Below are 26,403 nucleotides of genomic sequence, written 5' to 3'. Positions count from 1 at the left end.
ATATAGAGCGGTTTCTTTTTGCTTGTAAAAAAACGGATGATTTCATAAACTAAAGTAAGCGGCCAGTTGTCAGACATCTGACAGATAACCATTGGATTATTTGAATCGGAATAGGGTATCATGGCAGTAAAAGAATTTACAAAGGGAGGAAACACAGTGACATTACCTACATATAAGCGTATTCATTTGATTGTCATGGACTCGGTTGGGATTGGAGAAGCACCTGATGCTGAAAAATTTAATGATTTGGGAGCGGATACAATTGGTCATATCGCAGAGAAAATGAATGGCTTAAAGCTTCCGCATATGGAAAAGCTGGGACTTGCCAATATCCGTGCCATTCAGGGGCTGGATAAGATGGACAAACCGCTTGCTTATTATACAAAAATGCAAGAAGCCTCCAGTGGAAAAGACACCATGACAGGTCACTGGGAAATGATGGGCCTCCGTATCGATACGCCATTTCAAGTTTTCCCGGAGGGGTTTCCGAAAGAGCTAATCGATGAGATTGAAGAAAAGACAGGAAGAAAAGTGATCGGCAATAAGCCGGCGAGCGGAACGGCTATACTAGACGAACTTGGTCCCGAGCATATGGAGACCGGTTCTATTATCGTGTATACATCGGCTGACTCTGTTTTACAAATAGCGGCACACGAAGAAATCGTTTCGCTAGAAGAACTTTACCGAATTTGTGAAATTGCCAGGGAGTTGACGCTTGATGAAAAATATATGGTTGGCCGTATTATTGCCCGGCCATTTGTCGGCCAGCCTGGTGCTTTCGTCCGCACAGCGAATCGCCATGACTATGCACTGAAGCCTTTTGATCGGACAGTAATGAATGAACTGCAGGACGCTGGCTATGATGTAATCGCGATTGGGAAAATCTCTGATATTTTTGATGGAGAAGGAGTGACCGAATCGATACGCACGAAGTCTAATATGGACGGCATGGATCAATTTATCCGCGTATTTGATAAAGACTTCACTGGCCTCAGCTTTGTTAACCTTGTTGATTTTGATGCGCTATTCGGCCATCGCCGCGATCCAGAAGGATATGGGCGGGCTCTTGAAGAGTTTGACGCGCGTCTTCCAGAAGTCTTTGCGCAGATGACAGAAGATGATTTGCTGATTATTACTGCTGATCATGGCAATGATCCTGTTCACCACGGAACAGACCATACGAGAGAATATGTGCCGCTTTTAGTGTATTCAAAACGAATGGCTCAAGGAAACGAATTACCTGTTCGAAAAACGTTTGCTGACGTTGGGGCGACAGTTGCAGATAACTTCCAAGTGAAAAAACCGGCTCACGGAGAAAGCTTTTTGCAAGACCTATCATAAGGGAGAGAAACATGATGAGAGAGAAAATAGAAAAGGCTGCTGAATTTTTAAAAAGAGAAAGCAACAAAACTCCAAAAATTGGTTTGATCTTAGGATCTGGCCTCGGTGTGCTGGCTGATGAGATCGAAAGCCCAGTAAAAATTGCGTATAGCCGCATTCCCGATTTTCCTATTTCTACAGTAGAAGGACATGCCGGTCAGCTTGTGTTTGGTACACTTTCCGGAAAAGAAGTAGTGGCGATGCAGGGAAGATTTCATTATTACGAAGGGTATTCTTTTGAGCAGGTGACGTTTCCCGTACGGGTTATGAAGGCACTTGGCGTAGAAACGATTATCGTAACGAACGCAGCAGGCGGCGTCAATGAATCATTCCAGCCAGGTGATTTGATGATCATCACGGATCATATTAATAATATGGGAGGAAATCCGTTGATTGGACCCAATGACAGCGAGCTTGGTGTCCGCTTCCCAGATATGTCGGAAGCTTATAGTAAAAAGCTGCAAAAGATCGCAAAAGAGACAGCTGAGCGTATTCATTTGTCTATCCGAGAAGGTGTATACGTTGGCAATACCGGTCCTGTTTATGAGACACCGGCAGAAGTTCGAATGGCCCGGATCCTTGGCGGCGATGCTGTCGGTATGTCAACCGTTCCAGAGGTGATTGTTGCCCGGCATAGCGGCATGCAGGTACTCGGTATTTCCTGTATTTCCAATATGGCTGCAGGGATTCTTGATCAGCCGCTTACACACGATGAAGTCATCGAAACGACGGAAAGAGTTCGCGCCGATTTTCTTTGCTATATTAAAGAGATCGTAAAATCAATATAAGAGGTGATTGGATGAGAATGGTTGACCTTATTCAAAAGAAACGTGATGGAGAACAGTTGACGACTGAAGAGATCAACTTTATTGTGGAAAGTTATACAGACGGCACGATCCCCGACTACCAGGTGAGCGCATGGCTAATGGCAGTTTATTTTCAAGACATGACTGAAAAGGAACGCGCCGATTTAACCATGGCTATGGTATCTTCAGGAGATCAAATTGACCTTAGAGCGATTGAAGGCATTAAGGTTGACAAGCACTCTACAGGCGGTGTCGGCGATACGACAACCTTGGTTCTTGGTCCTTTAGTAGCTGCGGCAGGAGTGCCAGTCGCTAAGATGAGCGGCCGCGGACTTGGCCATACAGGCGGAACGATTGATAAACTGGAGTCCATTGCTGGATTTCACGTAGAAATTTCAAATGAGCAGTTTATTGAACTCGTTAATAAAAATAAAATCGCTGTTATAGGACAAAGCGGTAATTTAACGCCAGCTGATAAAAAACTTTATGCTTTAAGAGACGTGACCGCTACAGTCAATAGCATTCCACTCATTGCAAGCTCGATTATGAGTAAGAAGATTGCGGCAGGGGCGGACGCGATTGTGCTTGATGTAAAAACGGGCGCAGGCGCTTTTATGAAGACATTAGAAGATTCTCGGGAGCTTGCGAAGGCCATGGTTAACATCGGTAACAATGTCGGACGTAAAACGATGGCAATTATTTCTGACATGAGCCAGCCATTGGGCTTCGCTATCGGTAATGCCCTTGAAGTAAAAGAAGCAATTGATACATTAAAAGGAGAAGGCCCAGAGGATTTGACAGAACTTTGCCTTGTCCTTGGCAGTCATATGGTTTACGCTTCTGGAAAAGCGGACTCATTAGAGGACGCCCGTCAACTCCTTATTAAGCTGATGAATAATGGAGAGGCGTTGGATAAATTCAAGCTTTTCATCGAAGCACAAGGCGGCGATAGCTCAGTAGTAGATCAGCCAGAACGGCTGCCGCAGGCAAAATACAAAATTGAATTGCCAGCGAAAGAGGACGGCTGGGTAGCCGAAATTATTGCGGATCATGTTGGAACAGCAGCTATGTGGCTTGGAGCTGGCCGGGCAACGAAAGATTCACAGATTGATCTTGCTGTAGGGATTATGTTGAATAAAAAGATCGGTGAGAGCGTCAAAGCAGGAGAATCATTGGCTACGATTTATAGCAACCAGGAAGAAATTGAACAAGTAAAAGAGGAATTGTATAGAAGTATTCTCTTGTCACAAGAGCAAGTAGCACCTCCTATCCTGATTCACGAGGAAATAACAGAGTAGGAACTTGCAAGAAGCATCTTTTAACGAGATGCTTCTTTTTTTTTGTATAAAAATAGGGAAAATGGAAAAAATGGGTGTAGATAGAATGGGAATTTTACCACTACACTGGAGGTCATGACATGACGAAGCGAATATTTCTACTATTCATCGCCATTTTATTTGTTTTCTCTGCTGTTTTACCGACATCTATAGCTGATGCTGCAGAGGAGAAAATCAAAATGGCAGAGCAGTCCAAATCTGCTGTCTTGCTAGAGAGGGACACAGGAGCCATTTTGTTTGAAAAAAACAGCCACAAACCGTTGCCGCCAGCTTCCATGACCAAAATAATGACGATGCTGCTCATTATGGAAGCGATTGAGGAAAAGAAACTAACATGGAATGAAAAAATCCGTACGAGTGAATATGCAGCTTCCATGGGCGGCTCACAAATTTTTTTAGAGCCCGGTGAAGAAATGACGACACGCGAGATGCTGCAAGGTATAGCAATTGGCTCGGCTAATGACGCTTCTGTTGCTATGGCGGAAAGAATAGCGGGAAGCGAGGAAATGTTCGTCAAGAAAATGAATCAGAAAGCGAAAGAGCTTGGTTTAAAGCAAACAAAGTTCAAAAATGCGACAGGTCTGCCGCAGCCGGGACACTACAGTTCGGCCTATGATATGGCAGTGATGGCGAAAGAGTTGTTAAAACATGAAGGAATTACTAAATATACAGGTACATATGAGGCCTACTTACGTGAAAACAGTGATAAAAAGTTCTGGCTTGTTAATACAAATCGGCTTATTCGATTTTATCCAGGTGTAGATGGGCTGAAAACAGGTTTTACAAATGAAGCAAAATACTGTTTGACTGCTACCGCTTCAAAGGGAAATATGAGAGTGATCGCAGTCATCTTTGGTGCACCGACTCCGAAGGATAGAAATGCACAAATTACTAAAATGCTTGACTATGGTTTTCATCAATATGAGGTGACTCCTTTATACGGAAAAGGAAAAATAATGAGTTCGATCCCAGTAGCTAAAGGGGATAAACCCGTTGTTCGTTTGGAAACAGCTGATAAGATCTCGGTGTTAATGAAAAAAGGTGAGAAGAAGGGGAAATTCTCTAAGGAAATTCATGTGAAGAAAGATATTCAAGCCCCTATCAAAAAAGGCGAACGGCTCGGGGAACTGACGATCAAACGAGATGGAAAAGTCGTTTCCAAGACATCGCTTCTTGCGAAAGAAGATGTTAACAGAGCGAGCTGGTGGCAGTTCTATAAAAAAGTATTCCATTATTTCTCTAAGACGGATGCTGCTTAATGCCGAAAGAGCGGCTCTTTTAGCGAATTCATTCTAGTTTTGTCACAGGGAAGGATTGCGTGATGAAACCGTCGAATTGCTCTCTATCAAGGTAAAAGGGGGACTGTCAATGAGTTTAGCAGTGGAGCTTGAAGTAGTCGATCAAGTACTATGTCTGCGGCTTGCAGGCGAATTAGACCATCACACGGCTGAATCGCTCCGTGAGCAGGCGAGTGATGCAATCGAAAGAGAAGGTGTGCGGCACATCATCTTGAACATGGGTGATTTAACGTTTATGGACAGCTCGGGCCTCGGTGTGATTTTAGGCCGCTATAAACATATTAAGCAAAAAAATGGCGAGATGGTCGTCTGTGCTATTTCTCCGGCCGTCCGAAGGCTATTTGAGATGTCAGGTCTCTTCAAAATTGTCCGTATGGAGGCGTCAGAACAAGAAGCACTGGAACGATTGGGGGCTGCTTGCTATGAGAAATGAGATGAATGTTCAATTTAGCGCTCTGAGCGAAAATGAGTCATTTGCGAGGATAACAGTAGCTGCTTTTGTGGCTCAGCTTGATCCAACAATGGATGAATTGACAGAAATTAAAACAGTCGTTTCAGAGGCCGTAACGAATGCTATTATCCATGGATATGAAGGAAATCCAGCGGGAACTGTTTATATTTCCGTTGTTCTTGAGGATGGGATCGTCGACCTGATCATTCGCGATGAAGGGATTGGCATGGATGATATTGAAGCGGCAAGAGAGCCTTTGTTTACGACGAAACCTGAGCTTGAGCGGTCGGGTATGGGATTCACTATTATGGAAAACTTCATGGACGAAATTGAAGTGATTTCACATAAAGGAACAGGTACAATCATTCGATTGAAAAAGCAGCTTGCAAATAAAAAAGCTATGTGTAATTAAGGGGTCCGGTCATGGATGTCGAAATAAAAAAACAAAAGTCGGAAATTTTATCAGACGCTCAGCTAAAGCAGCTAATTAAAGAAAGTCAAGAAGGCAACCAGGAAGCAAGGGATACGATTGTCGAGCGCAACATGAGGCTCGTCTGGTCTGTTGTTCAACGCTTTATTAACCGGGGGTATGACCCGGATGACTTATTTCAAATTGGCTGCATTGGTTTACTAAAGTCAGTGGACAAATTCAATCTAAGTTATGACGTGAAATTCTCCACCTATGCCGTGCCGATGATTATTGGTGAAATCCAGCGGTTTATCCGCGATGACGGCACTGTAAAAGTGAGCCGCTCTTTAAAAGAAATGAGCAATAAAATACGCCGAGCACGCGAGGAGCTGCTAAAGCTGCACAGCCGAACACCAACTATTCAGGAAATAGCCAGTTATCTTGATATCTCCCCTGAGGAAGCGATTATGGCACAGGAAGCGGCCCGTTCACCATCTTCTATTCATGAAACAGTCTATGAAAATGATGGTGACCCGATCACACTGCTTGATCAGATGGCAGATAAGAGCAGTGAGCATCCTTTTGATCAAGTCATATTGAAAGAAGCTATCAGGGAGTTGGAAGAAAGAGAACGGCTGATTGTGTATCTGCGTTATTACAAGGATCAGACGCAGTCTGAAGTAGCCGTCAGGCTCGGAATATCACAAGTTCAAGTATCTAGGCTTGAAAAGAAAATCCTCTCTCAAATGAAAGAACGGATGAACGCCACATAGAAATAAAAGCCGGTTGGGCCATTGCGCCCCCGGCTTTTATTTCGTCTGAAAGCTGTGCATGATTCTCTCTCTTCCGCCCATACTAATTGTTAACAATTTATTTAACAGGGTGGGAGAGTAATGGAAGCTCCGATTTACATTCGGCTTCGCCACCGTGTTCGGCACCAAGCAGACGTGCCAGTGCAGTTGAACGAGATTGCAGAAGTGAGCGCGCCGGAAAACTTGCTGCCCGATCTGTTATCGATGGTGATTCACGAAATTAAACAGGAAGAAGGACAAATTATTATTGTTGATGCGATGACAGTTGTAGAAAAGCTGAGTCAGCATTGGCCAGGAGTAGACATTCAATTTATTGGACCGTCTCAAACGATCATTGATACAGCGGCGCAGTCAAAAAAACTGTCTATGCCCATTTTTCTATTTGTCTGGTGCCTGCTTTTTATTGGGGCAGCCCTTACGATTATGAATTTTCATGAAGATGTCAGCATGAGAGATGTGCAGATCAAGTTATACGAGATTGTGACAGGAGAAAAGACAGAGTACCCGCTGATATTCCAAATTCCCTACTCCATTGGTCTCGGGACAGGTATGGTGTTGTTTTTCAATCATTTATTCAAAAAGAGATTTAATGAAGAGCCAAGCCCGCTTGAAGTAGAAATGTTCAATTATCAGCAGGATCTTGATCAATACGTGATATTGCATGAACGAAAGGAAAGCAGGAATGATGATGACTCTTCTTCATAACCTTATCCTTGCACTGGCCGGCTTTGCGGGGGGATTGGCAGTAGGGGCAGGTTATGTTGCTTTTATTACGGTTTTAGGCATCATTCCCCGTCTTATGCAAATGACCAAAACGTGGAAGAAAATTAGGAGTTATGAATGGGCGGTGATTGGGGGAGTCATGGCGGGGACGCTCGTCAGCTTTGTACCTGTTACGCTTGGCTTGACATCGCTTCTGTTGATTCCTGTCGGGTTATTGAGCGGTATTTTTATTGGTCTGTTAGCGGCAGCTTTAACAGAGGTGCTGAATGTTTTCCCTATTTTAGCAAAGAGGATTGGGATGCATGAACATATTATCGCCCTCATGATGGCCATTGCTCTTGGAAAAATAGCTGGTTCACTGTTTCATTGGCTTTATTTTGTTTATCAACAAAGGGTTTGATCAGACAGCAGGGAGGATTCTATATGATAGATCAGAAGTTAAAAGTCCCAAAAGATCCAGAGAAAATGGATCGAATCATGAAAGAGAAGATTGGCCTCGGAGCAAGCTACGACGCCGGAGTGCGGAAGTTTACAATACTCGGGAAACAGGTGCATATCTATTATATAAACGGCTTAGCCGATTCAGATTCTATTATTAAAATTCTAACGGCACTAACAAGACTGGATGGAAAAGAAAGAAGAAGCCTGCACGCTGCAGAAACCATTGAGAATCACCTGGTCCACGAGTCTGTTGAGCAAGTCGAGAAAGTAGATGACGTCGTCGTCGAAGTGCTATCCGGGTTAATGGCTGTTGTCATTGAAGGCAGTGAAAAAGCGTTAGTTGTTGACGTCCGCAGTTATCCTGGCCGTCAGCCTGAGGAGCCGGATACGGAAAAAGTCGTACGCGGTTCGCGGGATGGATATGTAGAGAATATTGTTGTGAATACGGCATTGACAAGGAGAAGGATTAGAGATGGCCGTGTCCGCTTTGAAATGACGAAAGTGGGAAAGCGATCTAAGACTGATATCGCGATCGCTTACATCGAAGGAGTCGCCGACCCTGATCTTGTCAAAATTATCAAGAAGGAATTAGATGCGATTGATATTGATGGGATTCCAATGGCCGATAAAACGATTGAGGAATTTATTGTGAAACAAGGGTACAATCCATATCCCATTGTCCGCTATACGGAAAGAGCGGATATTGGAGCAGTTCATTTACTGGAAGGACATGTGCTGTTATTTGTAGACACTTCCCCAAGCGTCATCATTCTGCCAGCTACTTTCTTCCATCACATGCAGCATGCGGAAGAATACCGTCAGTCGCCGGCTGTAGGCACTTTCGTCCGCTGGATTCGATTTATCGGTGTCTTGCTTTCGTTGTTTTTGCTGCCTTTCTGGCTGCTAGTTTCCATTGAACCCGGATTGCTGCCCCATGCTATCGAATTCATTGGACCGAATAAGAAAACGAACATACCACTCGTTCTGCAGTTATTCATTGCCGACATTGGAATAGAATTTTTGAGAATTGCAGCTATTCATACGCCAACTCCACTGTCAACAGCTATGGGGTTAATTGCTGCTGTACTCATTGGCCAAATTGCGATTGATGTCGGTTTATTCGTGCCTGAAGTTATTTTGTATGCAGCAATAGCGGGCATTGGTACTTTTGCAACGCCAAGCTACGAAGTCAGTATCGCCAATAAACTATTTCGTATGTTTTTGCTTGCCATTGTCGCGATCTTTAAGTTGCCTGGCTTTATGATCGGCTGTACAGTGATTATTATTTATTTAGCTAAAATGCGCGCTTTGAATACACCTTATTTATGGCCTTTGCTGCCGTTTGATCCAAAAGCATTTTCCCAAGTATTCATTCGGCGGGCTATTCCCGGTTCAAAGCTCCGCCCAAGCATCGTACATCCGGAAGACCTTTACAGACAACCGTCCGAAAAATAACGTTGTTGAGGAGAAAAGCAATGTATGGTATATTACTTTTAATCTAAATTTTTGTTTGCTGATAGACAGCCTGCTAAAGAGCAGCTGTCTATTTCTTCTAAGATATCATCGCGACAAAACAACACGACCGGCAAACAAAACTTCAAGAACCGAGGTGAGGGCATGCATAATTATGGAACGGCTTGTATAAACAAAGAAGGTCATTTAGAAGTTGGGGGAATAGATGTTGTCAGCTTAGCTGAACACTATGGTACGCCTCTCTATATTTACGATGTAGCATTGATTCGACAGAGAGCCCGGGGGTTTAAGAACACGTTTGAGCAGCTTGGTGTGACAGCCCAGGTTGCTTATGCAAGTAAAGCTTTTGCAGCTATCGGTATGATGCAGCTAGCTAATCAAGAAGGCTTGTCTCTAGACGTGGTTTCCGGAGGGGAGCTCTACACAGCGATGAAAGCGGGCTTTCCAGCTGAACGCATTCATTTTCATGGCAACAACAAAAGCCGGGAAGAACTAGTGATGGCGCTTGAGCATCGCATCGGCTGCATCGTTGTTGATAATTTTTATGAATTGGAACTTTTGGAATCGATCTGCAAGGAAAAAAGTGAGAAAGTAAATATTTTGCTGCGCGTTACGCCGGGAATAGAAGCTCATACGCACGATTACATTTTAACCGGACAGGAAGATTCTAAGTTCGGATTTGATTTGAACAATGGACAAGCAGAAGAGGCATTGGAAAGAGCAATGGATATGACAGGGGTAGAAGTATTAGGTCTTCATTGCCATATCGGTTCTCAAATTTTTGAAACGACGGGTTTCAAACTTGCTGCCGATAAAATTATCCAAAAGCTCTCTGAATGGAAAAACCGCTTCCAGTTTGAATCAAAAGTTTTAAATCTTGGCGGGGGATTTGGTATCCGATATACAGAAGAGGACGAGCCCCTTGAGCCTGCTAAATATGTAGAAGAGATCATTAAGGAAGTTCAAAAGAAGACAGAGGAGCACAAGCTTGCTATGCCGGAAATTTGGATTGAACCGGGCCGCTCGCTTGTCGGTGATGCGGGCATTACGCTTTACAGTATCGGTTCTGAAAAGTCCGTTCCGGAAGTAAGAAAGTATTTAGCTATAGATGGCGGCATGAATGATAATATTCGTCCTGCTCTTTACAATGCAAAATATGAAGCTATACTTGCTAACCGCGCTAACGATCCAGTTGAAGAAACGGTTTCCATTGCCGGCAAGTGCTGTGAATCTGGTGACATGCTTATTTGGGATTTACCGCTTCCTAAAGCATCTCACAATGATCTTCTTGCTGTCTTTTGCACAGGAGCCTATGGTTATTCAATGGCGAATAATTATAATCGTATTCCTAGACCGCCAGTAGTATTCGTCGAAAATAGCCAGGCAGAATTAGTGATTAGACGGGAAAGCTATGACGACTTGGTAAAGCTTGATTTGCCGTTGAATGTGACAGTAAAACAATAGCTAACCACCGTCGACTAGAGGTGAAATGATGTGGATAAAAAGAATATACTGCTCTTTATCATATTGCTAGTATTCGCCGTTGGCTGGGGATTCTATTATACCTTTTTTATTATGTAATAAATGGAAGATAAGTTGAAAAAGCTCCATTTATTTAGTAACATAATAAGTAGTGAATAAAACAAGGAATAGTAGCAATTTAGATTGAGAATTAAACTGAAGAGGGACTTGGGATGCTGATTCGTTATAAAAAACCTTTTGAAAAAATCGCCATGGGTTTGCTGTCATTCATGCCTGAAGAAAGAGATATTAAAAAGCTTCAGGAAACAATGAAGTCTTATGAAACAGCAGACGATTGGCAGTTGTATTTATGGAAAGAAGAAGATATTGTTGGCGCAATCGGAGCCAGAGTCACAGCGGATGAAGTAGAGATTCAGCATATTAGTGTGAATCCTTCCTATAGACAGGAAGGGATCGGCAAGAAAATGATAAAAGCATTAAAAGACATGTATTCGGATAAACAAATTATACCTAATTCGACTACATCTGCATTCTTTTATAAGTGTGAACAAGAAGAAGACCCGGCATAATGAATCCGGGTCTTCTTTCAGGCTGTTGACAAACGCTCGCTTTCTTCGTTGCTCGCCTGCCTGCGGTGCTCATGACCCTGATAGTCAACTCCGCTCCTCGTCAGGTTTCGCGCCTCGAAAGACAAACGCTTGCAATCAGCCTGATGATATATAAAGTAGAAAGACCCGGCATAATAAGCCCGGGTCTTCTTTTTCAGGGTTGAGCGCAGAAAATGATTGACTGCTTCAATAGATGTCTGCCCATTGGCAGAAGCTTAAGGATTAGCAGGCGGGTCCATGGTCGGCAGCAATTTACGACGCTCCCTTAAAGACTGTTCACGGGCGGCGAGCACCTGTGATCGATCTCTTGCTAAGTGTTTGTTATATAAATAATTGGGATCGTTTTCGAGAGAAAGGGCACCGCTTTCTAGGAAGTGGCGGTATTGTTGAACCACTTTTTGATCGGCAAAAGGAATCGTCATGTCAGTAAATGATGTTCCCGCTTTTATTTCTTGAAGTCGATGAGTAAACTGGTTAATAAGCGTCTCACTGTCAATGCCGAGAGCGATTAACTCGTCTTTGCGCTTCTTAAAGATTTTCAGTGCTTTACCCGCTAATTTTTGGGCTCCCGGAAGATTTCCTCGGCGATGATGATATAGAGAAACGGCTGCTTGGATCAATCCGACCCAGACAGAGTCCCGTGATTGGTCTGTTTTTTCTTTCCAATATTCTTCTAATACTTCATGGCATTCGAAATAATCATGATTTTCATGAAAGTAAACCAAAAAACTCAAATACGGCAACGGAAAAGAATACATGAAAGTCCTCCTACATGAGATACATACTCTTTCTACTTTACCACGTCCTTCACATTTCAATCAAATTGAAAAAATGGCTGGACACGAACGGGGATTCCTCTATACTAAAAAAGGGATCGATTAATGGATCAAGAAAAACTGGTGATGAAAATGCAATATAATGTAAAAACAGAAGTGTTTGAGGGGCCGCTTGATTTGCTCCTGCATTTAATTCAGCGGCTGGAAATAGATATATATGATATCCCGATGGCGAAAATTACGGAACAGTATCTTTTATTTATCCACGCGATGAAGGAACTTGAACTAGATGTAGCGAGTGAATATTTAGTGATGGCTGCAACGCTTCTCGCTATCAAAAGCAAGACGCTTCTTCCTGTTTATGAGGAAGAGGAAGCGGAGGAACTGTGGGAGGAAGACCCGCGTGAAGAATTGGTTGAACAGTTGGTGGAATACAGGAAATTTAAAGAGGCGGCCAAGAAGCTTCAAGATAGAGAGCAGGAGCGCGGACAAATTTTTACGAAACCTCCCAGTGATCTAACGGCTTTTAGCAGCGAAGAAACGACCGTGTCTGATTTAAATGTAACAGTGTATGATATGCTCGGAGCCTTCCATAAGCTTCTCCGACGCCAAAAATTAAAGCGCCCTTATACAGCGACGGTAGCAAGGCAGGAGATTCCGATTGAAAGAAGGATGGATGAAATTCTATCCGTGCTAAAACAAAGCCGGAAGCCGTTTAAATTTGAAGAATTGTTTACTGAAGGAGACAAAGAAGTAGTAGTTGTTAGTTTTCTAGCTGTTCTAGAATTAATGAAACAAAATGAGATTATAGTAGAGCAGCGGGAGAACTTTTCAGAGTTGTTCATCCAAGCGAAAGGAGGAGCAGACGATGGCGATTATTAATTGGTTAGGCATAACAGAGAGCCTGCTATTTGCTGCAGGTGATGGAGGGCTGACTTTAAAGCAGCTTGCCCAAGTGCTTGAAATAGAGGAATTCGAAGCGGCGGGTATTATAGAAGAATTAAAAGAGAAATATGAAAAGGAAGAAGAACGAGGCATCGGTTTAATGGAATTGGCCGGAACTTATCAACTCGCAACGAAAAGGGAGCATGCTCCTTATTTAAAAAAATTGGTCGAGAGCAGTCAGCCACAGACTCTCTCCCAAGCTGCCCTTGAAACTCTAGCCATTGTCGCATATAAACAGCCGATTACGAGGGCAGAGATTGAAGACATTCGTGGAGTGAAAACAGAAAGTGCTCTTCATACACTTGTCGTTAAAGGGCTAATTCAGGAAACAGGGCGCAGCGAGGGACCAGGGCGGCCCATTCTGTACGGTACAACGAAGGAATTTCTCGATTGTTTTGGTTTAAGGGATTTGGCGGAATTGCCGCCGCTTTCCGAAGAATTAACTTCAGCTGAACCAGAAGAAGCTGATTTGTTTTTTGAACAATTTGAGCAAGTATTTTCAAATGAATCCTAAAAAGCGGCATATGCCGCTTTTTTTATTTTTCTATTCATTCTAAATGAGCTCGTTTGGCATATATTTGTACAAATGAGCAAGGGAGAGAAGAATGGATGAAAAAAAAGCTGCCAATTGCCATCCTGGCTTTCCTGCTGTTTCTGGCAACCGGAACACCTGCAGCAGCCGAGCCGAGTGCAGCGAGTGCTGTATTAATGGAACAGCAAAGTGGACGAGTTCTTTACGCGAAAAACCCTCATGCTGTCATGCGCATTGCCAGTATTACAAAAATTATGACAGCCATCATAGCGATCGAATCGGACAAGCTTGATGAAAAAGTAAAAGTAAGTGAGCGGGCTGTACACACCGAAGGATCGTCAGTTTACTTAAAAAAAGGAGAGAAAATTCCGCTTGAAGATTTAGTATACGGACTAATGCTGCGTTCGGGAAATGATGCGGCAGTCGCCATTGCCGAGCATGTCGGCGGAAGCTTAGAAGGATTTGTCTACCTAATGAATGAAAAAGCAAAAGAAATTGGCATGAAGCATACGTACTTTGCTAATCCGCATGGGTTAGATGACAGCGAAAAGCATCGTTCCACCGCTTATGATATGGCTCTGTTGACAAGGTATGCCATGAAAAATGCCGAGTACCGTAAGATTTCAGGAACGGAAGTATACAGGTCTCCTGATCCGGACGGGGAATGGGATCGAATTTGGTATAACAAAAATCGTCTGTTAACAGAAAAGTATAAGTATTGTACGGGCGGCAAAACCGGATATACGAAAAAAGCAAAGCGGACACTTGTCACAACTGCCACAAAAGGGGATTTGGATTTAATTGCTGTAACGTTAAATGCTCCGGATGATTGGAATGATCATATTTACCTTTATGAACAAGGCTTTTTGAAGTATGATCCGAAAATTATTCTCCAAAAAGGAGAAGTAAAAGCAGGAAACCACCCTTTTTACAAAGGGAATATTTATTTGAAGAGAGATGTCGTCTATCCTTTAACGAAAAAAGAAGAAAAGCAGGTTGCGATCCGGTTTCATATGTTGAAACCAAAAAAACAGTGGCAAAATGGGGAAGTGCCGCCTGTTGTAGGACAAGCAGAAGTGTATTTGAAAAAAGAGAAGCTGTATTCCTTGCCAGTATATTATAAAAATGAACAAAAAAAGCAGGAACCATCAATTTGGGAAAAGTGGAAGGAATGGTTACCTTGGTCATGAATGGCGGAATAGAATATGGTTAACTTTATATGGGTAGGGCTGACAATTATTGGTCTTGTTTTTGCAGCTGTAAATGGGAGAATGGAGGAAGTGAATGAAGCTGTTTTTAAATCAGCCGGTGAAGCAGTGACCATTTGTATTGGTCTTGTTAGCGTGCTCGTATTTTGGCTCGGATTGATGAGAATAGCCGAGGAGGCGGGGTTGCTTAGGCAGCTGGCTCGGCTAGTTGAACCATTTGCCAAAAGGCTTTTTCCTGAAGTCCCCTCCGGACATCCGGCAATGGGATATATCCTTTCCAATATGACAGCTAATTTTTTCGGGCTCGGAAATGCCGCCACTCCGCTCGGCATTAAAGCGATGGAGGAGCTGAAGCGGCTTAACGGCGGGAAGGCAGAAGCGAGTCGTTCTATGATCACTTTCCTCGCCATTAATACATCGAGCATTACCTTGATCCCGACGACTGTGCTCGCTATTCGTTTTTCTTATCATTCCGCTTCTCCCGCTGAAATCATTGCTCCTACTATTTTTGCGACTGCCTGTTCGACAATGGCAGCAATTGCTATTGACCGTTTCTTTTATATACGAAGAAGAAAAAAGGAGGGGAAGTAAGTGGCATGGCTTTCTCTCATGTCCATGTGGCTTATTCCAGCCATGATTGCTTTCATCCTGCTGTACGGAACGTTTAAAAAAGTACCGACGTATGAGAGTTTTGTAGAGGGAGGGAAAGAAGGCATTCATATCGCTGTTTCCATTATTCCTTATTTAATTGGGATGATGGTAGCGATTGGGATATTTCGGGCTTCAGGAGCATTAGATAGTTTAGTAGAATGGGTGAGACCAGTCCTATTATGGATTGGGCTGCCGCCGGAAGTATTTCCGCTCGCGATCATCCGGCCTATTTCCGGAAATGCAGCCCTTGGAATGGTGAGTGATTTAATTGCTGTCCATGGACCGGATTCTTTTATTGGGCGGCTCGCTTCGGTCATGCAGGGGAGTACAGACACGACCTTTTACGTATTAACGGTTTATTTTGGAGCGGTGGGAATTAAGAAAATGGGGGATGCGTTAAAGGTTGGTCTATGGGCTGATGTAGCAGGATTTATTGCAGCCCTTGTGATTGTGTCTTGGATGTTTTAAGTTATAGTATTCTAACCCTGATAAGCGGTTCCTGCATTCGCGGGAGCCGCTTTTTTGAGCGGGAACAAATAGAAAAGGGAAACAGGTACAATATCATGATTTTAGAAGAAGGCTCTTCCTTTTCTTATTTGAATGGATGTGTAATAATGCATAAGGATACATACTGAAAACATGAGGTGAAAAGAATGGAACGATTACAAAAGGTAATTGCCCAAGCTGGCATCGCTTCCAGACGAAAAGCGGAAGAGTTGATCATAGAAGGAAAAGTAAAGGTAAATGGAAAAGTTGTAACAGAGCTTGGTACAAAAGTGGGAGTTTCTGATCGAGTGGAAGTAGGCGGAGTCCCGGTTGAACGAGAAAGAAAAGTTTATTATTTATTTTACAAGCCTCGGGGCGTGATTTCGGCTGTATCGGATGATAAGCAGCGTAAAGTGGTAACAGACTTTTTCCCATTCGTTGAGCAGCGGATTTTTCCGGTAGGCCGCTTAGATTATGATACATCGGGCTTGTTAATCTTAACGAATGATGGAGAATTCTCTAATTTGCTTACTCACCCGCGCTATCAAATAGATAAAACGTATGTTGCTCGTTTGAATGGAATTCCTCAACGCCATCTGCTCAAAAGGTTAGCAGAAGGGATCCAGCTAGAAGACGGCAAGACGGCCCCTGCTAGAGTGAAGGAGTTGTCGGTTGATCGAAAGAAACAGCGGGCATTGATCGAGATCACGATTCATGAAGGCAGGAACCGCCAAGTAAGGCGTATGTTTGAAGCGATTGGCTTTGAAGTGCAAAAGTTAAAAAGAGAGCGCTATGCTTTTTTAAATTTAAATGGATTGAATGCTGGGGAATTTCGGGAACTTACCACTCATGAAGTGAAACAGCTGCGCACGTTGGCTGAGACAGGCTCTTTGCGATAAGTGATGAAACTGTCACATATCCTTCAAATCCCTTTTCAGCAGAAAAAAGACAAAATGGTATAATGGGGGTAGTTTTGAATATTTTTTGTCGAATAACTACAGTTAATCTTCCCATTCGTTGAAGGATAAGTAGAAAAACAGATGTCTATACTTCATAAGGAGGGCCAGTCTTGAACAAGAAGAAAAAAAGGTTAGTCATTCGCTCTATTATTTTAGCAATACTTGCGATCGCGGTTGGCTATACGTTTTATTCGAATTTGACGAAAGAAGCACGCGGCAATTTAAAGGAAGGTGATCAAGCGCCTGACTTTGTGCTAACGGATTTATCGGGTAAAGAACGACAGTTATCCGACTATAAAGGAAAGGGCGTTTTCTTGAATTTTTGGGGCAGCTGGTGTGAGCCGTGTAAAAAAGAAATGCCTCATATGGAAAAACTGTCTAAAGAGTTCAAGGAACAAGGGGTTGAGGTCCTCGCTGTGAATGTCGGCGATTCGGAATTACAGACGAAGAAATTCGCTAAGCAGTACGGTCTGACTTTCCCGATCGCCATTGACTCGACGAAGGAAGTGCAGGATGCCTACGGGATTAACCCGCTGCCGGCTACTTTTATGATCAGCCCAGACGGGAAAGTTGAACAAATTGTTATCGGGGGATTAGTGAAAGAAGAACAGGTTCGCGCTTTGTTTGAAAAAGTGAAACCTTAACTTAAGGAGTTTTAGTATGGGGAAAGTAAAATGTGAATGTGGCCACGTAAATCCACATGGAACGATTTTATGTGAGTCTTGCGGCAGGGCACTGACAGAAGAAGCCCAAAGAGAAAAGCTTCATGATATGCGTTATGAAGGCAGTGCACGGCGATCGCAAACGTACAACAAAACGATTATTGATAAAGTGTGGAACTTTTTCTCTTCTGTTAAAGTTGGTATTTGGCTGATTGTGCTAACGTTAATTGCCTCTTCTATTGGGACAATTTTTCCGCAAAAGCTATTTATTCCGAACAATGTCTCTCCGGAAACTTATTATGAAGACACTTACGGTGTAGCTGGTAAAATCTATTACACGCTCGGTTTTTATGATTTATATAATTCTATTTGGTTTATTGGTTTAATTGCGGCAATCGGCGTGTCACTCGTGATTTGTAGTCTAGACCGTGTCATTCCATTATATCGGGCGTTGAAAAATCAGCGTGTTGCCCGGCATAGCTCGTTCATGAAAAAGCAGCGTTTGTTCACTTCAAAAGAAGGAACACTTCAATCTGGGGAGCTTGATAAAGTAAAAGAAAAATTGAAAAGCAAACGTTATCATATCCGGGAAGAAGAGGGAGGTCTTCTTGCTGAAAAAGGACGTTTTTCCCGCTGGGGCCCTTATATTAATCATATTGGATTAATTATCTTTCTAATTGGCGCCATGCTCCGCTCTACAGAAGGGATGTATACGGATGCGATGTTATGGATCCGTGAAGGAGAAACGCTTGAGATCCCAGGGACACAGGGAGAATATTACTTAAAAAACGAAAAATTCACAATTGAAAATTACGACGAAAAGAAAGACCCCGAAGTTTTCAAGGAAGCCCTTAAACGAACAGGAGGCGTCGTGAAGAATTATCAAACCGATGCTGTTCTTTATCGGGATGAAAACCGGGACCTTCCAGGAGCAAAGCCAAAACTTGTGAAAGTAAAAGACGCGGAGATCAGGGTGAACGAGCCGCTAAAGTTTGATAAGTTTGCTCTTTATCAGGATAGCTACAGTAAAGATGAAATGAAGGCAATGGAATTCGCTTTGGCCGACAAAGCCACGCAAAAAGAAGCGGGAAGAGTAAAGATTGATCTCTTTAATCCAAAGGATACATACGATCTTGGCAAGGGGTATAAGGTCGAAATAATTGGTTACTACCCTGATTATGATGGCATCGGATCAGACGGGGAACCGAAAACAAAGTCTCCGCTTCCGAACAATCCAGCTTTCTTATTTAAAATGATCTCTCCCGAGCATCCAAAGGGAGAAATCAGTTTTACAGCGATCCGTCAAACGCTTGAACCTGTTGGGAAAACGGATTATAAAATGGAGTTTAGAGGAATTGAAACGCGGAATATTTCTGCCTTGACGGTTCGCAAAGATTTAACTTTATGGATACTTGGTATAGGTGGAGCAATCTTTATGATTGGAGTTGTTCAAGGGGCCTATTGGAACCATCGTCGTTTGTGGATTCGTGAAATAAACGGTGAAATCTATGTTGCTGCCCATACGAATAAAAATTGGCATGGGTTAAAGCGGGAGATTAATTCCGTGATTGAAGGCACAGCCGTTCCTATCCCAGAAGACCAGCAAGGATAGTGGGAGACTATGCTGCAACTAAGTTGATGGTTGACTGGTGGATGATTTTTCTTTATTTAGAAATGAGCGTGCAAAAAATGAAGCCGACAATCGACTATAGTGTGGCATAGCTTAATTTAAAAGGAGGAAGTATCCTATGTCCGATTTAGTCCAATGGAGCGGAAATCTACTATACGCTTCATTTATTATGTATTTAGTCGCCACTTTTTTCTTCGGCGGAGCGATCCGTCCAAAGAAAAATGGTGAAAAACAGGAAGAGAACCGTTGGGGAAAGCTGGGGATTACGGTAGCTGTCATCGGCTTCATTTCCCAGCTAGGTTACTTTTTTACCCGTTGGGCCGCTTCAGGACATGCGCCTGTAAGTAACTTGTTTGAATTTATTACGTTTTTCTCCATGATGTTAGTTGGTGCTTTTATTATTATTTATTTTATGTACCGTCTCCCGGTGCTTGGCGTATTTGCTTTGCCCGTGGCCCTTGTCATCATTGCCTATGCGAGTATGTTCCCTCGTGACATTAGTCCGCTTATTCCGGCGCTGCAAAGCCAATGGCTGCATATTCACGTAACAACAGTTGCGGCTGGGGAAGGGATTCTCGCTATTAGCTTTATTGCTGGATTAGTTTATTTAGTCAAAACAATTGATCAGTCTAAGCGTAATAAACAGACATTTTGGCTTGAACTGATTATGTATAGCCTTGTAGCTGTTATCGGATTTGTTGCCGTTACGACGACTTTCACGCTGTCTGGTTATGAAGCTCAATTTGAATACGTGAATAAGGATGGCAATGCCGCAAAAGAAACGTTTACGATTCCGGCTATTGTTGGTCCAAATGAGAGTGAACTGCTAACAGACGGAAAATTTGAACCGATTGTCGATATGCCAGCCTTTATTAATGCCAAGAAATTGAACACTACACTCTGGTCACTTGCTGCCGGTGCTGTGTTGTACGGTTTAATTCGTCTATTGACAAGAAAGCGAATGGGCGCTCTCGTGCAGCCGCTCGTTAAAAACGTTAATACGGATTTGATGGACGAAGTAAGCTACCGTTCTATCTTAATTGGTTTTCCTGTTTTCACGCTTGGCGGCCTGATTTTTGCCATGATCTGGGCGCAGATTGCTTGGACTAGATTCTGGGGATGGGACCCGAAAGAAGTGTGGGCGCTTATTACTTGGCTTTTCTATGCTGCCTTTTTACATTTGCGCTTATCAAAAGGATGGCACGGAGAAAAGTCTGCCTGGCTTGCCGTAATCGGGTTTGTCATTATTATGTTTAACCTGGTAGCTGTTAATCTAGTTATCGCTGGTTTGCATTCGTATGCTTAATCGTCTCCGCCTTGTGCGGGGGCTTTTTTATAAGGCGCGAATAAATTGAAAAACCGTTTTAATTAGTTAATAATAAAAAAGACAAGCTTATTGGAATTACGATGAATTTTATTGTGCAAACAGGGAGGAATTCAGGTGGATAACGAACTGAAAATTTTAGTCGTTGATGATGAAGAAAGGATACGCCGTTTACTGCGGATGTATTTAGAGAGGGAAAACTACGAAGTAGATGAGGCGGAAGATGGAGAAGCGGCTCTTGAGCTTGCGTTAAATAAAGAGTACGATTGTATATTACTCGATATTATGATGCCAGGAAAAGACGGCATCGAGGTGTGCCGAGAGCTGCGGGAAAAGAAGTCAACGCCTGTTATTATGTTAACAGCAAAAGGCGAAGAGGCAAACCGTGTGCAGGGATTTGAAGTCGGCACCGATGACTATATTGTTAAGCCGTTCAGCCCTAGAGAAGTTGTTCTTCGGGTAAAGGCACTTTTAAGAAGATCGTCGCCAACCTCTTATTTGCAAACAGATACGAAGTCAAAAGACTTAATTGTCTACCCTCATTTAACCATTGATAATGATGCTCATCGTGTGACGGCAGATGGAGAAGAAGTAAACTTAACGCCTAAAGAATACGAATTACTTTACTTTCTTGCTAAATCACCAGATAAAGTATTCGACCGGGAGCACTTATTAAAAGAAGTGTGGCATTATGAGTTTTTTGGTGACCTTCGAACAGTAGATACACATGTGAAGCGCCTGCGCGAAAAATTAAATAAAGTGTCGGAAAAGGCATCAAAAATGATTGTGACCGTGTGGGGGGTAGGTTATAAGTTCGAGGTAGTGAATGAATGAAACTTTGGAGAAGTGTAGTAGGGAAGCTATGGATGACCATTTTACTGCTCGTTTCCTTTGTTCTCTTTTTTCTGACGATTTTGCTATTAGAGTTTTTTGAGAACTATCATACAAATGAAGTGGAAAGAGAATTATCGGAAACAGCTGTAAAAATTTCTAAAGTGATCTCTGATCATGAAAACAAAACAACAGGGATGGAAGTAGCGTGGGAGTTAGTGGATCGACCTGTTCACGTCATTATCGCCGAGAATAGGGAGACGTTTCATTACTCACCGAGTGATCCGGCTTCTAAAAGGCTTAAACAGAGTGAAATCGTGAATGACCCTACACTTTCCCGTGTGTTTACAGATAAAAAGAAAGTAAAAGCGGAGCTAGAGGTAGACGAAGACGGCCGGTCTAATCGCCATGAGAATTCGATCGCCATTGCCGTTCCCTTGAAAATGAATAAGGGAGAAGATGGTGCAGTTATTATTTACCAATCACTTGAAGTGATAAAAGAAACGTCCCATCAGACAACGAAGCTAATCTTGCTCGCTGCTGGCATTGCTATATTTTTGACAACCATTTTCGCGTTCTTTTTATCCACAAGGATCACGGCTCCATTGCGCAAAATGCGAGAAGCGGCAAATGAACTGACAAAAGGAAACTTCGATACGACTGTCCCCATTTTAACAACAGATGAAATTGGTGCGCTTGCTACTTCATTTAATCAAATGGCGAAACAGCTAAATCATAATATCCATGCACTGAATCAGGAAAAAGAGCAGTTAGCAAGTATTTTAAGCAGTATGGCGGATGGCGTCATGACCTTTAATCGGGATGGAACTATCCTCATTACCAATCCGCCGGCAGAGCGCTTCTTGCAAAATTGGTATTATGAAGTAGGAAAAGAAAATCCAAAACAAACGATGCCTTCGCTTGTCGAGGATCTTCTCAAAGAGGCTGTTCAAACAGAAACAGAAAAGATTGGTGAGTTCTCATTGCAGGGGCGTTCTTACGTTATCATTGTTAGTCCGCTGTATAATGGAAAAGCGGTCCGTGGAGCAGTGGCTGTCGTTCGTGACATGACGGAAGAACGCCGCCTTGATAAGTTGAGAAAAGATTTTGTTGCGAATGTGTCACATGAACTTCGCACTCCCATTTCAATGCTTCAGGGATATAGTGAGGCCATTATTGACGACATTGCCGCTACTGAAGATGAAAAAAGAGAAATGGCTCGAATTATTTACGATGAATCGCTGCGGATTGGCCGGCTTGTGAATGAGCTGTTAGATTTAGCTCGTATGGAAGCAGGGCACATTTCTTTAAATCTGGAAGAAGTTGATTTCCCAGCTTTTATTAAGCGGGTGACTGATAAGTTTCAAGGGCTTGCAAAAGAAAAGCATATTGACCTGACATGGCAGATTCCTAGCGAACAAGTCATCGTTAAATTGGATCCAGACCGAATTGAACAAGTCTTAACGAATTTAATAGACAACGCTTTACGCCATACACCAGAACACGGTTTCGTTAAAGTGAGCTATGAATACAGGACAGACGGTCACCATGTATCTGTGCAGGATTCAGGAGCAGGCATCAGCGAAGAGGATTTGCCCTTTGTATTCGAGCGCTTTTACAAAGGAGACAAAGCGAGAACGAGAGGCCGTTCCGGAACAGGGCTCGGACTTTCTATTGCTAAAAATATTATCTCTGCCCATAATGGCAGTATCAAAGTGCAGAGCAAATTGGGACAGGGTACTATATTCTCATTCCGGTTACCAAGAGAATAAATGCTTCTAGCTTTTATGATGTTAGGGCATGAGCATTCAGTCTGCCAGTCGTGAAGAAAGTGAGTGCTTGTCAGCGGCCTGCAAAGCATTTGCGGCTTTTATCGTTTATCTAGAAAAGTAGTCATACTGGAAACACCTTCCGTCATACAACTAATAGGGCAGTAAAAAAGCAAGTTGGAGGCGGTACAACATGAAAGACTACGTGAAACGTTTTATGATCGCTTTGCTTATGGGGGTATGTGTTAGTTTGCTGATGATCGGCGGAGGGCTTGCCCAGTCAAAAAGTGAAAAGAAGCAGTCTCAGGTTCAAACTGGTGATCTAGAAGGCACGATTGGAATGCTACATACAAGCAAAACTGTTTAGCGCAAGTATGGAAATAGCAGAAGCTATTAGCTGTGTCGGACGTCTGATCAAGTTTACTTTATTCACTGATCGTTTGGTCTTTAGGCATAGCAGTTGGCTGTCAGAGACATAAGCCATGAAAAAGCGAGCGTTTGTCAACAGCTTGAAGCAAGGGGATCCCCTTGCTTTTTTTTTATAAGGTTGTTATCATTTAAATAAATCTATTAAGCTTCTCTTGTCGCGATGGCATAAGAATCTTAGTGGAAAAAAATTTTATATTCATCTTCGGGGCAGGGTGCAATTCCCGACCGGCGGTATGGAAAGAATGCTTTCCGAGCCCGCGAGCCGAAAGGTTGATTTGGTGAGAAGCCAAAGCCGACAGTATAGTCTGGATGGGAGAAGGTGAAGGTCTGCCAACGTTCAAAAAGTGCAGATTTGAACGTTTATTTGAGTATGACTTTTCTCCCCTAAGCGAGCAGCTTGGGGGATTGTCGTTTCTCGAGGGTTTTGGCAGCCTTTCTTCTTATGAATGATGAATGAGAAGAAGGAGAGAATGATCGTGAGAAAAATGAATATTCGTACGCTGACGTCTGTGGGGTTATTAAGTACACTGTCTTATCTATTAATGCTGTTGAACTTTCCAATTCCCCCATTCCCGAGCTTTTTAATGATTGATTTCAGCGATATACCTGCACTAATCGCTGCTATTATCTTTGGGCCGCTTGCAGGTATTATGGTCGAACTAGTGAAAAATGTAATAGACTTCTTTATGACGGGGAGTCCGACAGGTGTACCTGTTGGCCACTTAGCTAATTTCGTTGCTGGCATCACGTTTATTCTTCCAGTTTATTATGTATACAAAAAATTTGAATCGAAAAAAGGATTAACCTTTGCTTTAGTAGTGGGTACATTGTTTATGGCGATGATGATGAGTGTGTTAAATTACTATATTATCCTGCCGGCCTACACGCTTTTCCTAAACGCACCAGCGATGAGTGCTCCGGAAACGAAGCAAATGGTTGTCTCCGCTATTCTGCCCTTTAACATTGTAAAAGGAGTTCTAATGGCTGCTCTATTCATGTTAATTTACTCCCGTATTCATGTGTGGATGCGCAAGCAGGCAGCCGCTTTATAAAAATAGAGTTGTAGGAAGAAGCTCCAAAAGTCCCGTTCGTGACTTTTGGAGCTTCTTTTTTATCTATCTTTTTTACCGGATTATAGTCCGAAAGAACTTGAATGTTGCATGGTGAATAGTATAATTGTTCGTGGAAGGCGTTATAAAATGTTAAAGAGATGATAGGAGGGATGAAAGTGGGCTTTTCGGTAGCAAAAAAATTGTATACAGGTTTTATTGCTGTGTTATTAATCTTAATGGCAGTGGGAGTAATCGGCTATTTGGCAGCTATGAAGCTTAATAACGACTATGCTTTCTTGCTCGATGACCGTGTGAAGAAAGTAGAAATGATTAATGAACTTATTAGTATAGAAAAAGATATATCGATCAATTCGCTCACTTATTTTGCTTTTTCAGAACAACGAAATTTAGAGGAGATCAAGAAAAAGCAAAAAGAATTTGCCGACATACATAATGAACTTAGTCAAATAATTAAACAGCCCAACAACAGGAAAATATTGAGCGAGTTGGAAGAAGCGGGAAGCCGGTATAGCGACCTTGTTTTTAAGGTTTTTGACAGCCAGGAGAAGGGGTTGCAAGCTGAGACAGCTGAATACGCAGATGAGGCTAACAAGGCAGAAGAGGTGTTTAAGAACAAAGCATTAGAGTTAAAAGAAGTACAGGTATCCTTGATGAATGAAACGAGGAATGATTTAAACGGTTTTGTTCGTGCGATGAAGATATTTCTCATTATTATGGTGGCCGCAGGTGTCGCTTTAGGAGGAGTCATTGCTTATCTAATCGGAAAGTCCATTACAGTTCCTGTCAAGAAAATGACAATAGCTCTCAATGAAGTGGCCGCTGGTAATTTACAAATAGAAAAAGTGAGAATAAGAAATAAAGATGAAATCGGGGAAATGGGTGCAGCCTTTAACGAAATGACTGAGGATTTGCGGACTATTCTTAGCCAGGTGAATCAGTCTGCCCTCCAATTGTCCGCTCAGTCTCAGGAGTTGTCAGCCAGCACTGAGCAAAGCACAGCCTCTTCACAAATGGTAGCAGGGGCAGCAGAAGAAAATATGAGGGGAAGCAGTGAACAGCTGGAGCTTGTCAGCAAAGTGGTCGTTTCCATGGAGGAAATGACAGAGGGAATTAAGCAAATTGCCAAAAATAATGAAGAGATGCTTTATTCCGCAGAGGCGGTAGAAGCCCTTATTTCAGAGGGAGAAAAAGCTACGGAAAATGTATCTAGCCAAATTGAAGACATTCACTCTTCTATGCAGGAAACAGAAGAATACATGAGTATTTTAGAAAAGCATGCAACGGAGATTCAAAGGGTCACCGGCTTAATTACGGTCATTTCTGAACAGACAAATTTGTTAGCTTTAAATGCTGCTATTGAAGCAGCACGAGCAGGAGAAAATGGCAAAGGATTTGCTGTGGTAGCGGAAGAAGTACGAAAGCTTGCGGAACAATCCAAAACTTCTGCTGCTGATATTGAAGAAATGGTAAAAGAAATTCAGAAGGACACGAATTTAGCTGCTAGTTCGATCGGAACAGCAAGCCACAAGATCGAAGAGGGATTATCTGCTTCGGAAACATCACGTAACGTATTCAAGAAGATAACAGATTCCGTTAAAGAGGTAGGAGACAAAGTGGAGACCGTGGCTGCTGCTGTGGAAGAGCTGGAAGCGATGACAGGATCTATTGCTGAAAATGCTAATCAAGTAAGAAAAATAGCTGAAAAGACGGCTGCCACAGCGCACGATTCAAGCGCAGCAACGGAGGAACAATTAGCGGCTATTGAACAAATAACAGCAAGCACCCAAGCTTTAGCGACAATGGCGGTAGAGCTGCAATCTGAAGCAAGTAAGTTCAGAGTGTAAAGACAAATTTCTATACAATGAGCAAGAACCCGGTAAGGCTTGTTCGCCTTACCGGGTTCTCATT

Annotated in this window: 27 protein-coding genes, 1 pseudogene and 1 riboswitch; of the genes and pseudogenes, 27 read left to right on the top strand and 1 reads right to left on the bottom strand. The window is 42.8% G+C overall.

Features of this window, described 5'->3' with window-relative positions:
* Window positions 1-156 precede the first annotated feature (156 nt).
* The 12 genes from deoB to AC623_RS12610 all read left to right on the top strand — a co-directional run bounded on the left by deoB (window position 157) and on the right by AC623_RS12610 (window position 11,181).
* On the top strand, window positions 157-1,341 hold the full coding sequence (deoB, locus tag AC623_RS12665) for a phosphopentomutase (RefSeq protein WP_442853536.1): 1,185 nt from the start codon (window positions 157-159) through the stop codon (window positions 1,339-1,341).
* Between the two features lie 11 nt (window positions 1,342-1,352).
* Complete coding sequence (locus AC623_RS12660; protein WP_049663004.1) at window positions 1,353-2,168, top strand: purine-nucleoside phosphorylase; 816 nt, start codon at window positions 1,353-1,355, stop codon at window positions 2,166-2,168.
* An 11-nt stretch (window positions 2,169-2,179) separates the two neighbouring features.
* The gene (locus tag AC623_RS12655) at window positions 2,180-3,484 is read left to right on the top strand and encodes a pyrimidine-nucleoside phosphorylase (protein WP_049663003.1); all 1,305 of its coding nucleotides are present in this window, start codon (window positions 2,180-2,182) and stop codon (window positions 3,482-3,484) included.
* 119 nt (window positions 3,485-3,603) lie between these two features.
* Window positions 3,604-4,782, top strand: coding sequence for a D-alanyl-D-alanine carboxypeptidase family protein (locus AC623_RS12650; RefSeq protein WP_049663001.1), 1,179 nt, complete (start codon window positions 3,604-3,606; stop codon window positions 4,780-4,782).
* Window positions 4,783-4,891: 109 nt separating this feature from the next.
* Entirely contained in the window at window positions 4,892-5,254 is a 363-nt protein-coding gene (spoIIAA, locus tag AC623_RS12645; protein WP_049662998.1) for an anti-sigma F factor antagonist, read from the top strand.
* Entirely contained in the window at window positions 5,244-5,684 is a 441-nt protein-coding gene (spoIIAB, locus tag AC623_RS12640; protein WP_049662995.1) for an anti-sigma F factor, read from the top strand. Before spoIIAA ends, spoIIAB begins: the two co-directional genes overlap by 11 nt.
* An 11-nt stretch (window positions 5,685-5,695) precedes the next feature.
* Window positions 5,696-6,454 carry an RNA polymerase sporulation sigma factor SigF gene (gene sigF / locus AC623_RS12635; protein ID WP_049662993.1) on the top strand — a complete coding sequence of 253 codons (759 nt, stop codon included), beginning with the start codon at window positions 5,696-5,698 and terminating at the stop codon, window positions 6,452-6,454.
* 120 nt (window positions 6,455-6,574) lie between these two features.
* The gene (locus tag AC623_RS12630) at window positions 6,575-7,198 is read left to right on the top strand and encodes a stage V sporulation protein AA (RefSeq protein ID WP_049662991.1); all 624 of its coding nucleotides are present in this window, start codon (window positions 6,575-6,577) and stop codon (window positions 7,196-7,198) included.
* On the top strand, window positions 7,182-7,616 hold the full coding sequence (locus tag AC623_RS12625) for a stage V sporulation protein AB (RefSeq protein WP_049662989.1): 435 nt from the start codon (window positions 7,182-7,184) through the stop codon (window positions 7,614-7,616). The genes AC623_RS12630 and AC623_RS12625 overlap by 17 nt, the downstream gene beginning before the upstream one ends.
* Before the next feature lie 23 nt (window positions 7,617-7,639).
* Window positions 7,640-9,112, top strand: a complete 1,473-nt coding sequence (locus AC623_RS12620; protein ID WP_049662987.1) for a spore germination protein — start codon at window positions 7,640-7,642, stop codon at window positions 9,110-9,112.
* A 162-nt stretch (window positions 9,113-9,274) separates the two neighbouring features.
* Window positions 9,275-10,594 carry a diaminopimelate decarboxylase gene (gene lysA, locus AC623_RS12615; RefSeq protein ID WP_049662985.1) on the top strand — a complete coding sequence of 440 codons (1,320 nt, stop codon included), beginning with the start codon at window positions 9,275-9,277 and terminating at the stop codon, window positions 10,592-10,594.
* Between the two features lie 230 nt (window positions 10,595-10,824).
* Entirely contained in the window at window positions 10,825-11,181 is a 357-nt protein-coding gene (locus AC623_RS12610; RefSeq protein WP_049662983.1) for a GNAT family N-acetyltransferase, read from the top strand.
* A gap of 254 nt (window positions 11,182-11,435) precedes the next feature.
* Here AC623_RS12610 and AC623_RS12605 read toward each other — a convergent pair whose 3' ends face one another.
* Window positions 11,436-11,978 (bottom strand): DUF309 domain-containing protein, encoded by a 543-nt coding sequence (locus AC623_RS12605; RefSeq protein ID WP_049662982.1) that lies wholly within the window; start codon window positions 11,976-11,978, stop codon window positions 11,436-11,438.
* A 123-nt stretch (window positions 11,979-12,101) separates the two neighbouring features.
* Here AC623_RS12605 and AC623_RS12600 point away from each other — a divergent pair, with 123 nt between their 5' ends.
* The 15 genes and pseudogenes from AC623_RS12600 (at window position 12,102) to AC623_RS22340 (ending at window position 26,339) form a co-directional block, all read left to right on the top strand.
* Entirely contained in the window at window positions 12,102-12,878 is a 777-nt protein-coding gene (locus tag AC623_RS12600) for a segregation/condensation protein A (RefSeq protein WP_442853535.1), read from the top strand.
* On the top strand, window positions 12,865-13,455 hold the full coding sequence (gene scpB / locus AC623_RS12595; protein WP_049662980.1) for an SMC-Scp complex subunit ScpB: 591 nt from the start codon (window positions 12,865-12,867) through the stop codon (window positions 13,453-13,455). The genes AC623_RS12600 and scpB overlap by 14 nt, the downstream gene beginning before the upstream one ends.
* Window positions 13,456-13,550: 95 nt before the next feature.
* Complete coding sequence (locus AC623_RS12590; RefSeq protein WP_049662977.1) at window positions 13,551-14,663, top strand: D-alanyl-D-alanine carboxypeptidase family protein; 1,113 nt, start codon at window positions 13,551-13,553, stop codon at window positions 14,661-14,663.
* 15 nt (window positions 14,664-14,678) lie between these two features.
* Window positions 14,679-15,272: a nucleoside recognition domain-containing protein gene (locus tag AC623_RS21785; RefSeq protein WP_049662973.1), complete on the top strand. Its 594-nt coding sequence runs from the start codon at window positions 14,679-14,681 to the stop codon at window positions 15,270-15,272.
* Window positions 15,273-15,800, top strand: coding sequence for a spore maturation protein (locus AC623_RS21780; protein WP_095407425.1), 528 nt, complete (start codon window positions 15,273-15,275; stop codon window positions 15,798-15,800).
* A 185-nt stretch (window positions 15,801-15,985) separates the two neighbouring features.
* Window positions 15,986-16,717, top strand: a complete 732-nt coding sequence (locus tag AC623_RS12575) for a pseudouridine synthase (protein WP_049662971.1) — start codon at window positions 15,986-15,988, stop codon at window positions 16,715-16,717.
* Between the two features lie 170 nt (window positions 16,718-16,887).
* On the top strand, window positions 16,888-17,421 hold the full coding sequence (resA, locus tag AC623_RS12570; RefSeq protein WP_049662970.1) for a thiol-disulfide oxidoreductase ResA: 534 nt from the start codon (window positions 16,888-16,890) through the stop codon (window positions 17,419-17,421).
* Window positions 17,422-17,437: 16 nt separating this feature from the next.
* The gene (gene resB, locus AC623_RS12565; RefSeq protein ID WP_049662967.1) at window positions 17,438-19,051 is read left to right on the top strand and encodes a cytochrome c biogenesis protein ResB; all 1,614 of its coding nucleotides are present in this window, start codon (window positions 17,438-17,440) and stop codon (window positions 19,049-19,051) included.
* 136 nt (window positions 19,052-19,187) lie between these two features.
* Entirely contained in the window at window positions 19,188-20,375 is a 1,188-nt protein-coding gene (gene ccsB / locus AC623_RS12560; protein WP_049662966.1) for a c-type cytochrome biogenesis protein CcsB, read from the top strand.
* Window positions 20,376-20,510: 135 nt separating this feature from the next.
* Complete coding sequence (locus AC623_RS12555) at window positions 20,511-21,227, top strand: response regulator transcription factor (protein ID WP_049662964.1); 717 nt, start codon at window positions 20,511-20,513, stop codon at window positions 21,225-21,227.
* A complete protein-coding gene (locus tag AC623_RS12550) occupies window positions 21,224-22,996 on the top strand; it encodes an ATP-binding protein (protein WP_049662961.1) in 1,773 nt (590 codons plus the stop codon). Before AC623_RS12555 ends, AC623_RS12550 begins: the two co-directional genes overlap by 4 nt.
* A gap of 190 nt (window positions 22,997-23,186) precedes the next feature.
* Entirely contained in the window at window positions 23,187-23,360 is a 174-nt protein-coding gene (locus AC623_RS21520; protein ID WP_156187041.1) for a hypothetical protein, read from the top strand.
* Between the two features lie 256 nt (window positions 23,361-23,616).
* Window positions 23,617-23,747, top strand: a riboswitch (FMN riboswitch).
* Window positions 23,748-23,898: 151 nt separating this feature from the next.
* On the top strand, window positions 23,899-24,474 hold the full coding sequence (locus AC623_RS12545) for an ECF transporter S component (protein ID WP_049662959.1): 576 nt from the start codon (window positions 23,899-23,901) through the stop codon (window positions 24,472-24,474).
* A 158-nt stretch (window positions 24,475-24,632) separates the two neighbouring features.
* Window positions 24,633-25,397, top strand: a pseudogene (locus AC623_RS22345) (MCP four helix bundle domain-containing protein); the annotation flags it as partial.
* Window positions 25,371-26,339: a methyl-accepting chemotaxis protein gene (locus AC623_RS22340; RefSeq protein WP_442853572.1), complete on the top strand. Its 969-nt coding sequence runs from the start codon at window positions 25,371-25,373 to the stop codon at window positions 26,337-26,339. The pseudogene AC623_RS22345 and the gene AC623_RS22340, both read left to right, overlap by 27 nt.
* The last annotated feature ends 64 nt before the right edge of the window (window positions 26,340-26,403 follow it).

The sequence above is a fragment of the Bacillus sp. FJAT-27231 genome, assembly GCF_001183975.1.
GTDB lineage: Bacteria > Bacillota > Bacilli > Bacillales > Domibacillaceae > Pseudobacillus > Pseudobacillus wudalianchiensis.
The sequence above is the reverse complement of the archived record's forward strand: the minus strand, read 5'-3'. Positions and strand labels throughout refer to the sequence as shown.